Origin of the sequence: Granulicella paludicola, assembly GCF_025685545.1 — a bacterium.
Lineage (GTDB): Bacteria > Acidobacteriota > Terriglobia > Terriglobales > Acidobacteriaceae > Granulicella > Granulicella paludicola.
In genome coordinates this window covers 34,548-48,210 of the sequence record NZ_JAGSYC010000017.1, presented here as the reverse complement: position 1 = coordinate 48,210, position 13,663 = coordinate 34,548, and the positions used below count along the sequence as shown (strand labels likewise).

The window sequence follows — 13,663 nt, the reverse complement described above, 5'->3', positions numbered from 1 at the left end:
TTGTTGAGCGTTGCGACTGCAGGCCTGGATCGTTGCGATTCCCGTTTTGCTCATTCGTTGAAGATTAAGTTTGGCCACACGCGTCACTTCCAGTTGCCAAATGACGTCATTCTTGCCACGATGCAGCGAAAAGAGCGCATTTTTACTGGAGTGCCCGAGGGGACTACAGCGTGAGCGTAGGAGGCGGACAGCCTGGAACTGGGAGCCCTCGCGCAGCCGGCAAGTTCAGCGTGACCAGCACATACGCACTGCCTGAGTAGCCTCGCCACTAGGGAGGCCATCGCTCTTTATTGCGATCCACGTTTAAAACGTAGGGATCTGCTGGCGCGTTAGCGGCTACGTGTTCCTTTGGCGCTTCAAGTGCCACCGCTCCAGTAAGAGGCGGATTTTCGGCAAGTGCGCTACGTTGCCTAAAATCTCGTCTTTTGCGCAACCGGGAGCTGCTTTGACGAATCCGCACATGAACGCAGGCGCAGTCCGTCCGGGGGCGTACCATGCTCGCATGGCGAAACCTACGCGGCACGCCGCCCATTCTGCTGGCGATGGCTTTGAATGTTCTCGATCAGCTCTTGAAATGCTCGTGCGACGCCCACACCGACTTGAGGCTCATCTGAATGCGCCTTTGCTCAAAGAACGTGAACTCTTCCTCTGGCACCTCCTGCAGCAAGGAACCTCCGTTTCCAACGTTCAAATCGTCGCCCGCGAGACCCTGCACGTTATAGAGTTTTTAAAGCTCAAGGAGTTGAGACTGGTAGACGCATCCGAGATCAAGCTTGCGGCCAAACAATGGCAAGCAGCTATAGCTTGTCGATATGCAGGTGTGACGAACGCATCCGCCGTCAAGTTCGAACGGGCCGCGTTTCGGTGGTTGCGATTTAGCAACATGATCTGCACTACACCCCCAGCCTTAGGGCCTTATGACGAAGGTTTCTTGCGGTTCGGCATGTTCATAAAAGAACGATATGCGGCTGGTACTGTTGTGAACTATCTGCAAATCGTACGAGACTTCTTGAACGCAACCGAGTCGCGGCATCCTTCTCTGGAATCGATTGATGTTGAGGACGTTAGCCGCTTCCTAGACCGACATCGGCAGGCCGGATGTGTGAACGGAACTATCGCTTCGAAGTGCCAAGGTTTGCGTTCATTTTTTCGCTATTGCGAACGAGAGGGCCTCATTGCCACTAGATTATCGGAGAAGGTTCGTAGCCCGCGAACGCGCAGATATGACCCCGAACCTCGCGGGCCGTCCTGGAAGGATGTAAAAAAACTGCTCAACTACCCAGCGAAATTGAGTTACCCGGATTTGAGGGCCCGTGCTGTACTGTACCTATGCTCGGTCTATGCCCTTCGGGGATCTGAGGTTACGACGCTTCTGCTGACCGATTTCGACTGGAAGGGCGAGGTTTTTACACTCCGCCGATGCAAAGGGGGCCCCGTGCAGAGGTTTCCACTACAGTCTGAAGTGGGGCGAGCGATCTTGCAGTACCTCCGCTTCGGTCGCCCGAAGTGTAGCGAAAGACGCCTCTTCGTAACTCTCTATCCACCCTACCGTCCCATCTTGACGAATACTGTAGGGATGATGGTGCGGCGGCGAATGTCAGAGCTGTCAATTGCTTCAAAAACAACGGGCTCGCATGCACTCCGCCACTCTTGCGCCACACAACTCCTACGGATCGGAGCATCCCTACGGGAGATCGCCGATTTCCTCGGACATCGCGACGTTGAGTCGGTAAGCGCGTACGCGAAGTGCTCCCCAAAAGCCCTGCGGCAGGTGGCCGCTTTCAGTCTAGAGTTTCTGCCATGAAGCTAAGACTTCGGAGTGTCAATGGGCGCCCGAGTCGCAAAGACGCCTCTGGCGTACATGGATTTATATCTTACGTGTATACCCATACTGAAATCGCATCGATCTACACCCACGCCGCACAGCCTACCCGTCGTGCCGGGTCGAAGATCGCACCGAATACCCTTCAAATGATTTTTCTGGTCCTCTATGGGACTGGGGCCACGTCAGCGGAAGTTCTTGCCTTGCGTTACAAAGACGTCGACCTGCGAAAGAAGCTCCTGTGCCTCTACAACAGCCAGTACAAGCGGAGCAGAAGCATTCCTCTAAACGATCAAGTCATGGCCGCCCTGAACTGCTTCATCAAACGATGTCCAAAGGAAGTTGACGCGCATGTCTTCGTCGATGTCAAGGGAGCACCGATCCGTCAATCAACCTTGAGGTTGCGATTCAAAGCCCTCTGCGAGACGATCCCATTGGTACGTTCGGACGGATATGATTCGGCGTTGAGGCTTACCGATATCCGTCATACCTTTGCCGTCCATCGCATCGCCGGCTGGATACAAGACGATGCGGATCTGAATTCTATGCTGCCTCTGCTGTCTGCGTATATGGGTTCGCTTAATCTGTTATCGAGCGAGTACTACCTCCGCTTGACGCCGAGTCGATATAAGAAATACCTCGATGTGCTTTGCCCCAACAAAGGGGGCACGCACTGGAAAGATGAGCACGATGTCATGAGCTTTGTACGAACCATTTGAGTCTTCTTGAATAGTGGCTGGCCGGAGCAAGGACGGCATTGGATTCGAATGACAAGCTCGCCCTCCATCCTCTGCTCAACTTCGTGGCACCGTAGTCCTGGGACGCGGTGTGGGACGTAATGGGAACCGGAACCGGTACTCTTGTGTCTCTCGACTCGTCTTAGGAAAATGGTGCCCATTGATCGAAGACTTATTTAAGCAACAGGTTGCGCGTGCTCGTCATCGCAACGCTGTCTGTTTCAAGGAAAGAGAACAATACCTCATACACCTTCACAAGCAGGGAACTAGCTTAGCCAGAGTCCGCGTGGTCGCTGGTATGTTGTTGAATGTTGTCGGGTGTCTTGAGATTTCCTCTCTCACTCCGATGAATCGACTTGCGGTCCAAGAAGCTAGTAAACGATGGGTAAAGGTTCCTGGTTGTCATCGAAAGGCGAGCGTGGCTGGAATATCAACCGCATTTACCAGTACTGCGATTGCTTGGTTGCGTTTCCACCATGCGCTGGCTATAGACGCGCCGCCGATTCCTCCCTATGGTAACGTTCTTCCGGAATACATTCGATTCGTCGCTGATGCGAAATCAATGACTCCGGCGACTGTTCGAGGCTACACATCCATAGCCTCGAGGTTCCTACGATGGGCAATTAATCGCCATGAGTACTTCGAAAACCTCGGCTCAACTGACATTTTGGACTACATCGCTTCGCTCAGTCTTGCTGGGATGAAGCCGGGATATATCACTTCGGTATGTCGGACTCTTCGAAGCTTATTTGGCTTTACTGAGTCAAGAGGATGGACACCATCGCTGATTTCAACGGGTATTCACTTTCGGAATCCACCAAGATCCGATCCGAATCCCAAGGGGCCGGCCTGGAGTGAGGTGAGAAGGATGCTCTCAGCTCGAACATCAAACAAGCCATCTGATCTGCGAGCAAATGCTGTTCTTCTCTTCTTTGCGATTTACGGTTTGAGAAGCGTAGAAGTCTCATCGCTCTTGCTGAGTGACATCGATTGGACCGAAGAAACGTTCACAGTCAGGCGTGCAAAGGGTGGTCGTACACAGCGATTTCCGATTTCCTCAGAAGTAGCCTTTGCTCTGAATAACTACTTGGTCACAGGAAGGCCTAAGTCCGAGTGCCCCAATTTTTTCGTCACCTTGAGGCCGCCGTTTCGTTCTACCGCGCACGCTTCCCTGCGGTGCATCGTTGCGAATCGTATGAGGCGCTTGCGTATTAAGTCACCCCTGTACAGTACTCACGCATTGAGGCACTCTTGCGCCACCGAGCTTCTCGACAAAGACGTTCCGATGAATGAGATCGCTCACTTTCTGGGGCACCAGAACAATAGATCCGTCGGAATCTACGCGAAGTCTTCGAAAGCCTCCTTACGCCAAGTTGCTGACTTTAGCCTAAGTGGTCTTCGATGAAACTGGCGGAGAGCATCGCGGCTTACGTCCTTTACAAGCAGTCAGGCGGACTCCGATATAACCAAGCGGAGCGACACTTCTGGAGATTCAGCAAACATGTGGGAGATACGACGATTTCTGAGATCACCACTCAGCAGGTCGCCTCCTATCTACGAGACCCTGTAAACAATTCAGCAAACTGGCATGCGAACTATTTGCGACTACAAAAGTTCTTCTTCTACTGGACATGCCGGGGAGAAATGATGTCTCTTCTGATGCCTCCACGGCCGAAGCGCAGTCGGCTTACCTATTGCCCCTACATCTACAGTCTGAATGAGATTCATCGGATCTTGGAGGCGACCGAAAGTAGTCAGGCAAGGGCGAACTGTCTTGTCGATGCACGGACGCTACGGACGTATTTGATTCTTCTCTATGCCACAGGGGCGAGACCGTGTGAGGTACTCGATCTGAGGAAAGGTGATGTCGATCTGAAGAGGAGTCTGCTCACCATCTCGAATCGTCGATTCTCCCGATCGAGAGAGGTCCCGATTGGCGATGAGCTTCGCACGCTCTTGAGCAACTTTGTCGATGACAAGTCGACAGGCGAGGCGCAAGACCACCCCTTCTTTGCGGATAAGGCTGGCAAGTTCATTGAGCCATCGCAATTGACCTATAGCTTCGGTAGACTACGAAAAATCGCTAACGTGGGAACACTGGACAAGAACGCAACTCAACCACGTTTGCTCGATTTCAAGCCAACGTTCGCTGTTCATCGCATCCGCGCTTGGATTTTGGAGGGAGCGAGCTTGAACCGAATGCTCCCGGCTTTGGCGACGTATTTGGGGCAATCCGGTCTAGGTGCTACCGACAAGTACCTTGACCTCACTCCAGAGCGATTCAGTGATCACATTGCTATTTTGAGCCCCAAGGATGTGAACTGGCTATGCAACCCCGATACCCCGTCTAAATGAAAGGACTGAAGTGCATACGATTAGGTACATGTGGTCTCTGTTCAAAGACTGGTGGGCGCGGCGGCGTGAATTGGCGGAGTGCAGCAACTGTGGCAGAATTGGCGTTCGTGCGGAGATGGTTCAAGACGACTTCGATGTCTTGTGTGACGACGAGTGCTGGCGCCAATGGTTTTGGAAACGCCAGTATTAGAGATTGAATCGGCTGCGATGCTTGAATGCCCAGCGTAAGGCTAGTTGTTGCTGCGTAGCCCATAGTGGAACCGGTCGCTGCAGAAAAGCCCACATCGAAGTCTTACCGGATATGGCATTGGACTGGGGCTCGTTTACGATAGATCCACTATTCTTCAAGAAGAGGTTTGAGCTTATGGCCGCAGAGTCTTCCGCCCAAGTATGCTTGCTTTTTGACATGATGGTTCGAGCAATGGTGGACAAGCCGGAGTGCGTCTCGGTGAAATCAGTCTCCATGCCGAACGGTAGTGTCGTGTTAAAGGTCGGGGCCGCACCCGAAGAGTTAGGTAAGCTGATTGGACTTGGTGGCCGCACTTCGCGTTCATTTAGAACGATCTTGTCCGCAATCTCGAAGACCCAGAGACAACGGTACTCGCTCGATATCGGGGAAGATATTACTTAGCTTTGCTAGCTGGGTCTCTTGTTGCTCGACCTTTTTCGGTAGATTTTTCCCAAGAAGCGCACAAGTTCGGGGTCTTTTGCCGACAATCATCATCCAGAGCGCTTGTAGGAGATGGGGAGCGGCGAACCAGGAGGTAGCTCAAAATCCGAAGGCTGGCAGGTGAGGTAAGGCGCTGAGCGGGTACTTATGATGGGCGTGTAACTCTGCGACCAACCGATGTGGGCTTGCCCCGCACTAGTTCAGAGGAGGTGGCGTTTGACTCATATGCTCTCATGCATCCGCGAAATTGCGCAGTATTGGGAGCAGGTACTTCAATCGGAGCGTGGTGCCGCGATGCCATGGGACCTCCAGCAGACGCTTCTAGCTGGGCTGAGACTGAACGTGCTGGAGGTCAATCGCTACCTGCACGGATCGCGGCCGACGCTGCACCAGTTCGAAGCCTGGGTGCTCGAATGCAACGGCGGGGTAATAGAAGAGGCGCGGCTTGAACGGTTGCAACGTGCAATGGCGGGTATGGCGATTGGATCCGAGGTGGGCCTTCTCGAAGGGGTGGAAGGGCTAAGCGAGTCGGACCTAGAGCAATGGGATGAGCATGGCTATGTGGTACTGAAGAACGCGGTGACTGCGCAGGCTGCAGAAGCCGCGGAACTGGCGATCTACGAATATCTCGGCATGAGTGCGCACGATTCCGAGAGTTGGTACACAGAAAAGCTTGGGCACAGCATATGGGTGCCGTTGCTGCGGCATCCCGCGCTGGTAGCGAACCGCTATGCACCACGCATAGTGAAGGCATTTGCACAGCTGTGGGGGTGCGAGGATCTGTGGGCGACAGTCGATCAAGGTGGGTTGAATCCGCCAGTGCGACCGGGCTGGCCGTTTCCTGGACCGCATCTGCATTGGGACACAACGCTCGCACCGCCGCATCACTTCGGCGTTCAGGGGATTCTGTATCTTGCGGATGTGGCCGAGAACCAGGGCGCGTTCAGTTGTGTGCCGGGGTTTCACAAGCGGTTGGAGTCGTGGCTGAAAGAACTGCCCGAGGGTGTCGATGCGCGGAAGCATGCGTTGGCTACGTTGTGCATGAAGCCCATTGCAGCGCAGCGTGGCGACATGGTGATCTGGCACCAGTCGTTACCTCATGGAGCCAGCCCGAACACTTCCGCTCGACCGCGTGTGGCGCAATACCTGTCATTCCGCCCGACTCGCTGGCCGTATCTTGAAGAGTGGGTTTGACCGCGCTAGTGGATAAGCCAGAAGGCGACGCTGCCGTGATGTGAGCATGTCCCGCGAGCGTGCTGGCTAAAGCTGTAAGTCCCATCGCCGCACTTGGCAGTTGCCCCAGCTGGAGCGGAGGGCGCCCCCATTGGAGAATGAACAAGCTGTCCTGAGCTGTTTGTGTAATGACGACCATTGGAAGGGCCGACCGAGGGAGCACTCGGGGGTGACGTCGAACCCGACGAGCGAGGCGTCGGCTGCTGCGCCGCGACGAGAAAAGGAAGGATAAGCCCGAGTAAGGTGATTACTTTCATTCGCATCGGTGCCCTCTCGATCCAAACAAGCTACCTGAATATATTAGCGGTGTCATCCACTTTCACTTCGACACCCGTCTGGCCGCAAAATCTTCCGCAGAAGTTTGCCTGCATTTTGATATGCTCGTTCGCTCTCCGGTCGAAGAGCCGAGAATATTGCTGTGGAGACCTTAGAAGGAATTGATACAACTGTCTTTTCTGTCGAAGTGGCGCGAATAGATATTGGCAAGCTCATCGGTCAAAGCGGCCGGACCGTGGTGTCGTTGCGAATGATCTTGTCCTTAGTTTCCCGAGCAAAAGGCCTGAAGTTCCTGCTCGATCTCGTCGGAGATTTAGTGACAAGGTAGATTCTAAGTCGCACCGAACGCCGTTCGTCCCATATGCGCCAAGAGGGCTGGCAGCACCCGGCTTAGGTTTGCTCTCGCGCTATAAACGGTCTCACGATTGAATCGGGAAATTTGGTTGCGTATTCCACCGAGTGTTCCTCGCAAATGTACGTCAGCGTGCCATCGGGAGCAATGAACGTGAACTTCGCTTCCTCGAGATGATCGGGCTGACGCCAGAATTGACAAGGGCGTGGTGCATTAGACATGTCGTTCACCTCGGTGAATTCTCGGCTCTAAGGTGACGCCAGCTTAGCACGGACAAGAAAGACGACGAGCCACAATGGAATTGGCCTATGCCATATTTCAACTCCATGCAAGACCAGCTGTGGGATCCGAGTCCTCTACTCGGCTCCATAAATGGCATATCCTCTCAATGGGAGTACTAGCGCGTGGAACGCCCCATTGCTAGACCGTAAAGCGTGAGTCGTCTAGGCATTCCGCTCAGGCGTCAGCGGCCCGATGTACCTGCGGTCTTTAGCTAAAGATCGGTATGATCGACGTCGGGTTCGATTTATCCCCACGACCTCATCGCGCTCGGATTGCGGCGCTTTACACATGTGCATGCCAGAGAAGTCGCACTCGGAAGACTGCCCGATCACAATTGACCCGAAGCCGAGCAACAAGTTCCTCGCAGCGTCATTCCCGCGTGGCATGTGTTAGCTCGTTCTGCTCAAGTCCATCTAGGCGAGGTACGTCTAACTGATTCGACCGATTCCCCATAAGTCAGCAGAGGGACCCGTTGGCTTCTTCGGCGACCTCACGCAAGAAGTGAAGCAGCCCCGTCGGCCCGCTCACCCTCCGCGTTTTCCCCGCCGACCACTGCGAAGTCACCCCTCTCCCAGGCCGACGGACTGAGCTACGACTTCCGCAAGGGCAGCTTCTTCCACCACCACCTCACATGCAGCGCCACAGCTAATGGCGCCGTCACCGTCTCGATGGCCAAAACCCGAAGGCAGCTTCAGGCCGTCGTGGACCTCCCTACGCATCGAGGTATTCGCCCTGAAGACAAAGAGCAACGGGACGATCAATGGCAAGCGAAAGCTGGTAATTACGTCAACATCTTTAGGATTTCCGGTGATCGTGCATGAGGCGACAGATGCTGAGTCCGTGATCTTTTGATTTGGTTGAGAGATAAGGAGCATCTTTCATCCCGGAAAATCTGGGTTGGGGTGGTGCCCTGGAAACGGAATTATCGGAAGGTTCAGCGATGTTGCCGATGCTTCGACCTTTGGGAACAAAACACATCGTTCACCAGCCTTGCGAGAGCCTCAGTATATCCAACTGCTATCATGCCGCACATGAGCGAAAAGATCCGTGGTAATCCAATCCAGAGCGCAAGCTCAGAAGACATTAACGCGACCTTTGACCGTCAGCAGAAGGTCTTGTTGATGTACAGCGATAATGCGAAAACATACATTCAGTTGAGCGGAGCGGCGTTGGCCTTGACGCTTACTTTTACCGATAAGATCTTGCATCTCCCCGCCACTGAGAACATAGCAAACTACTGGATGATTGCGGTATGGATATGTTTCCTTCTCGCCGTCATAACCGGAGCGTTTTACCAGTTCTTGGCGACCAAGATACTTGATGCTTACCTCAACTGGGGTCATGACGAAACATGGGATTGGCTACAGCCTGGATATGTCTACGGAACTATGCTGATCGCTTTTTATGGCGGCTCAGTTCTTTTCACTGGGTACGCGATCGTTCGTTTGAGACACATCTGAATTTTAGGAACCGCCGCCGTTCAGGCTTCGTTGGCATTGACGTTGAAAATGCGACTTCGCGGGACTTCGGCCTATCCTAGCCCCAAGAACACTCATGGAAGATGAACAGGCCATGTGTCGAGCGGTTTTCAGAATGTAGACTAACGGCATGATTCGGCTTCTTTGCTTTGCAGGTCTGCTCCTGACAACGGTGGTCTCGACGTCGAACGTGCAAGCGCAAACCGGGCACACCTTCGCCCTTTTACCTTCGGCCGTCCCAACGAAGCCGCCTATGGAATGGGACACGATCTCGATCCACAAGCACGATCCGAATGACACGAACATGCGTTGGGGTTCAAACCCTGATGGCTTCGGTGGCACCGGGGTTACACTCCGAACACTGATAAGTCAGGCTTATGGCTTCACCGCACCGGAACTGCGCGATGACGAGTTGATCGGCTTACCCGGATGGGCAAAGGACGCACGCTACGATGTTGCGGCCAAGGTAAGTTACGAAGACGCTCCGGCCTGGAAAAAGATTGACGACATGAGCATGGAAGAAACCATCCAGCATCTGCTGAGTCATGACCCGACTCCCGACATGCTGATGATGCGAAGCCTTCTCGAAGAGCGCTTCGGCCTGAAGGTTCACTATGAGACAAGAACGGAACCGATCTACGAACTGGTGATCGATAAAGGCGGCTCAAAGCTTAAGCCTGCGGCGGACCCTAAACATGGAAACATCAACTGGAACGCCGGCCTGATGAAGGGTGACGGCATACCGATACCATTCCTAGCGATGGTGCTAAGCGTGCCACTTCAGCGTAGCGTACTCGATCACACTGGCTTGGATGGTCATTTCGATTTTGAGCTGCACTTCCTTCCAGCCAACACGCCTCCAAATACGGATAGTAACGACCCAGACCTGTTGACAGCCGTTCGCGAACAACTCGGTTTAAGATTGACGTCGTCGAAGGGCCCTGTCCTGGTTGTTGTCGTCGATAGTCTCCATGAGCCCACTCCCAACTAGGGGGCGCGGAGTCGCTCACAAGCAGCGATGCAGTTGCTTCCAAAAAGCGGCACTGTCCTAAGGTTTGGTCGCAGTCGCCGAGAATCCGACTTGCCGGAGTATCGCACATGAAGGGACGTGTGGGACCACATCCTCCGACACTGCTGACCGAGGCTCAGGAGGAGCAGTCTATGAAGACGCTCCGCAGCTAGTTCGCTATCATGGTTCGCGTGAGAAGACGTGCAGAGATTCTGGGCTTTATCGTGCTATCCATCGAATTCTACGCCCTGTTTTGGTCAACTCCCCCGATTCGCTGGATGATCGGATTATTTATGGCATTCCTTCCAGTAGTCGCGGTCGTTGCATCGTTCCCGGAGAAGCAGGACTGAACTCCGACCCGTTATGAGGTGGTTCCATGTGCGGACGCTACGCAACTCGACGACATAAGCAGGAAATAGCCGAGGTCTTCCACGTAGGGAAGATCTTCGAGGAGCCGTTCGCGCCGAACTACAACATAGCCCCGTCCACGTTCCAGCCCATCATCCGTGAGGAGCGGGACTCTACCGAGCGGGAGATGGTGAAGCTGCGTTGGGGCTTGGTTCCGTTCTTCGCTAAGTCGCTAGCGGAGTGGAAGGGCTTCTCAACGATCAATGCCAAAGCCGAAACGATCACCAGCAGTGGCACATGGAAAGGCCCATTCAAGTCTCGCCGTTGCATCGTCCCCGCTGATCTGTTCTATGAATGGAAGACCCTCGATACCGGTGCGAAGAAGCCAGTGAAGCAGCCTTACGCAATAAGCCTCAGGAGTGGCGAACCGTTCGCCTTCGCTGGCCTCTGGGACGCTTGGAAGGAACCGAAACCAGCTAGCGAGTCCATCCACACGCCCGATACATGGCTGCAATCCTTCAGCATCGTCACCACCGAAGCCAACGAGCTTATGAGCGAGATTCATACCCGTATGCCGGTCATCCTTCACGAGAGGGACTGGGCAAGGTGGCTAGATCGAACCATCACAGACCAGCCGCCCATCGACCTGCTGCGACCCTGCGAGTCAGACCTTATGGAGATGCACCCCTGCAATCCACTGGTCGGGAACGTCAAGAACAACGGGCCGGAGATGCTGGAGTGTCCGCAGCCGATTCCCGGGCTTCCCCTTAATAGCCTCTGACCGGGTACTGCTCGCAAAGACGAACGTGTAGGGACAGTGTCGGCTACCCGATAGACGATTTTGCCAATAAGGGCTAGTGTCAACCCACACCAATTTTTCGGCTCCGCCCATCGCACCACGAAAGGCCACCTGATGCCCGTCATTCGTACGCAGTTGCAACAGCTCTCCAGGGTTGAGGATCTGATTTTCTTGCTCGAAAATGCATCGCGGCGGTCACATCTCGTCAAGGGACTAGGTGGAGCAGAGTACGCAGCCATCGTCACGGAGGTTCAAGGAATCATCCAGCAACTTCAAAGTGTGGTTGCGGAGAAGAACTGGGTTGGCCTCAGGTTGACCGCGTGCGAGGTAAGCTAGGTGTTTCACCACTAAGCAACTGACTGCGACCGGCGGAAGCCCCACTCTTCCCGAAGCGCAAGCACTGCGCAAGCGTTCGTCATGACCATTGAACTGAGGCTCCCAACAGCGGCACGTCCCACATGCTCCTTCACTACGACCGAACAATGCGCTCGTTCTTTCATAGACAGATGCCTGATCGATCATGGATATCCATCTGTAATTCCTGCTTCCTAACGGTTGCCTCCGTTGAAATCATTCACAACGAGGCCGATCTCGCCCAAGCTGAGAACGCACATTCTTGCTACCTATCTAGCTTGGATGTCGAGACACGCAGAGCTTTATGACTCGGTCCACCATCCGCAAGGCGACAGACGTACCTGAGAGTGCATCGGAAGGATCGACCCCGGACACGAATCGACTCCAATCGACCGCTTACGGTAATACGAAAGCATCCTCAGAATCGACGTTCAACTGTCGCGTTCGAGTTTGCATCGTATCGCGCAGGAGGCTGATGATGAACTCCATTCAAGATCTGAGTAAAGCAATCCTAGAATCGCACGGCGTGGGTTCTATACACATGTCGAGTATTCCCGTGAGACAAAAGTATGGGCAGGGGCAAGTATGGGATGGGGTCGTTGAGGTATTTATGCTCACGAACCACACGAAGGCGAAGACAGCTTATGCGTGGACACACGCCCCCGGTGGGAATGACGGCTCCAAAAAGCACATCACGATTCTTCATCTTCCTCCGGTTGACTCACCGCAGACTGCTGTCCGTGCCGCCTACGACTCGCAAGTATTTTCAGCCGCATATCATAGGCAAGGAGCGACCGCGAGATCATCCCGGTAGCAAACCCGGCTGAAGAGTCCCCAAAAGGCAGCAAATGCCGGATTCCTGCGCGACTTCCTCGACCAATTCCCGCTGCCAGACGAGATGCCTGCTCGGTCGACAAAAAGGTGCTGTTTGAGTTCGCTCGGCGGTATCCGTGAGCCTACGAGATCGCGAGGCAGCGACGCTTCATCGACCCGCCTCCGACCGTTGTGCGGTCTATGGGCTGGAAGGCTTACGTTAAGTATGTGATGGGATGTGCTGATTGTGGCGAGGGTGGTGCAGACCCGATGGTGTTTGACGGCGAACTCCTTTGGCTCCCACTGAAGGGTAAGGAGGCTGTTGAGCTTAGTTGCCGATAACGCCGTTTTCAAGGAGTTTCGATTGTCAAGAAGATCCGGGACACCTAGTGAGTGCATTGGCTTGATCTCACCACAGTTGAGAAACACTAGGGATTACTTCCGAGAAGCCAACTTTCGTTACGAAGCCATGTCTTGATCTCGTAAGCAACCGAGGAGGGAGACACATTCATCTCCCTCCACGAGCCTATTGCCAGAATCATTTTCGCTTCGCAAGCCTGGATTGACTCAGTTGTGGGTGCTCCGAGGTCTACGTGCGCTTCTTTTCCTGCTTCCACCCCGAGTTTGCGAGTGGCATGATGCGGACCGCCTTCTACGATCGCGGAACGCCCTGGTGTGAGGCCATCTGCCCTGTAGCTGCCGTCGCACTTCGCTATCACTCCAATGACCGCGCCAGTATCCCGTGACCATAGAGATCTTCCCAGCCTGGAAGGCCTCAGCTATCTGCTGCTTCTGTCGTCCGGTGGCGTACCGTCCGCACATGGGTAGAAGTCTATCGCACAAGATGGACTCTTCATTCTGCGGGATCTGATCATCTCACTATGTAAGCCGCGTTTCTGAGTCTTCCCTGGACGGCACGTCGTCTTTTATCGTATGCCCCACCGACACCTAACAATTACGCGGTTGGAGACGCTGTCTGGGCACGAGTTTGTCGTGCACTTTTCTGATGGCAGTTATCTGCTCATCTCCGCCGACGATCTTCTCACGACCTTCGCAGGTCAAAGGCGTCCAGCTCCTAAGGTGCCTTCGACAGACGACAAAGGTACCGAATAAAGAGTCTATGATTCGAACATGT

12 protein-coding genes are annotated in these 13,663 nt (G+C 54.1%); 10 read left to right on the top strand and 2 right to left on the bottom strand.

Annotated elements, in window-relative coordinates; translation table 11 throughout:
• Nucleotides 1–460 precede the first annotated feature (460 nt).
• The 6 genes from OHL14_RS20110 (at nucleotide 461) to OHL14_RS01610 (ending at nucleotide 6,778) form a co-directional block, all read left to right on the top strand.
• Nucleotides 461–1,804 (top strand): tyrosine-type recombinase/integrase, encoded by a 1,344-nt coding sequence (locus tag OHL14_RS20110; RefSeq protein WP_396270682.1) that lies wholly within the window; start codon nucleotides 461–463, stop codon nucleotides 1,802–1,804.
• Nucleotides 1,805–1,878: 74 nt separating this feature from the next.
• On the top strand, nucleotides 1,879–2,541 hold the full coding sequence (locus OHL14_RS01625; protein WP_263377557.1) for a tyrosine-type recombinase/integrase: 663 nt from the start codon (nucleotides 1,879–1,881) through the stop codon (nucleotides 2,539–2,541).
• A 316-nt stretch (nucleotides 2,542–2,857) separates the two neighbouring features.
• The gene (locus OHL14_RS20105; RefSeq protein ID WP_396270701.1) at nucleotides 2,858–3,964 is read left to right on the top strand and encodes a tyrosine-type recombinase/integrase; all 1,107 of its coding nucleotides are present in this window, start codon (nucleotides 2,858–2,860) and stop codon (nucleotides 3,962–3,964) included.
• The gene (locus OHL14_RS01620) at nucleotides 3,961–4,914 is read left to right on the top strand and encodes a tyrosine-type recombinase/integrase (protein WP_263377556.1); all 954 of its coding nucleotides are present in this window, start codon (nucleotides 3,961–3,963) and stop codon (nucleotides 4,912–4,914) included. The genes OHL14_RS20105 and OHL14_RS01620 overlap by 4 nt, the downstream gene beginning before the upstream one ends.
• 301 nt (nucleotides 4,915–5,215) lie before the next feature.
• Nucleotides 5,216–5,545, top strand: coding sequence for a KH domain-containing protein (locus tag OHL14_RS20025; RefSeq protein WP_317890386.1), 330 nt, complete (start codon nucleotides 5,216–5,218; stop codon nucleotides 5,543–5,545).
• 264 nt (nucleotides 5,546–5,809) lie between these two features.
• Nucleotides 5,810–6,778, top strand: a complete 969-nt coding sequence (locus OHL14_RS01610) for a phytanoyl-CoA dioxygenase family protein (protein ID WP_263377598.1) — start codon at nucleotides 5,810–5,812, stop codon at nucleotides 6,776–6,778.
• A gap of 5 nt (nucleotides 6,779–6,783) precedes the next feature.
• Here OHL14_RS01610 and OHL14_RS20100 read toward each other — a convergent pair whose 3' ends face one another.
• Entirely contained in the window at nucleotides 6,784–7,074 is a 291-nt protein-coding gene (locus tag OHL14_RS20100; protein WP_396270699.1) for a DUF3761 domain-containing protein, read from the bottom strand.
• Nucleotides 7,075–7,229: 155 nt separating this feature from the next.
• Here OHL14_RS20100 and OHL14_RS01605 point away from each other — a divergent pair, with 155 nt between their 5' ends.
• On the top strand, nucleotides 7,230–7,421 hold the full coding sequence (locus OHL14_RS01605) for a KH domain-containing protein (protein ID WP_263377597.1): 192 nt from the start codon (nucleotides 7,230–7,232) through the stop codon (nucleotides 7,419–7,421).
• Between the two features lie 467 nt (nucleotides 7,422–7,888).
• Here OHL14_RS01605 and OHL14_RS20290 read toward each other — a convergent pair whose 3' ends face one another.
• Nucleotides 7,889–8,113 carry a carbamoyl phosphate synthase preATP-grasp domain-containing protein gene (locus OHL14_RS20290; protein ID WP_449727806.1) on the bottom strand — a complete coding sequence of 75 codons (225 nt, stop codon included), beginning with the start codon at nucleotides 8,111–8,113 and terminating at the stop codon, nucleotides 7,889–7,891.
• A 645-nt stretch (nucleotides 8,114–8,758) separates the two neighbouring features.
• On the opposite strand from OHL14_RS20290, the gene OHL14_RS01600 reads away from it, so the two are divergent.
• The 3 genes from OHL14_RS01600 to OHL14_RS01590 all read left to right on the top strand — a co-directional run bounded on the left by OHL14_RS01600 (nucleotide 8,759) and on the right by OHL14_RS01590 (nucleotide 11,343).
• Complete coding sequence (locus OHL14_RS01600) at nucleotides 8,759–9,187, top strand: hypothetical protein (protein WP_263377555.1); 429 nt, start codon at nucleotides 8,759–8,761, stop codon at nucleotides 9,185–9,187.
• Nucleotides 9,188–9,335: 148 nt separating this feature from the next.
• Nucleotides 9,336–10,196, top strand: coding sequence for a TIGR03435 family protein (locus OHL14_RS01595; RefSeq protein WP_263377554.1), 861 nt, complete (start codon nucleotides 9,336–9,338; stop codon nucleotides 10,194–10,196).
• 394 nt (nucleotides 10,197–10,590) lie between these two features.
• Nucleotides 10,591–11,343, top strand: coding sequence for an SOS response-associated peptidase (locus OHL14_RS01590; protein WP_263377553.1), 753 nt, complete (start codon nucleotides 10,591–10,593; stop codon nucleotides 11,341–11,343).
• The last annotated feature ends 2,320 nt before the right edge of the window (nucleotides 11,344–13,663 follow it).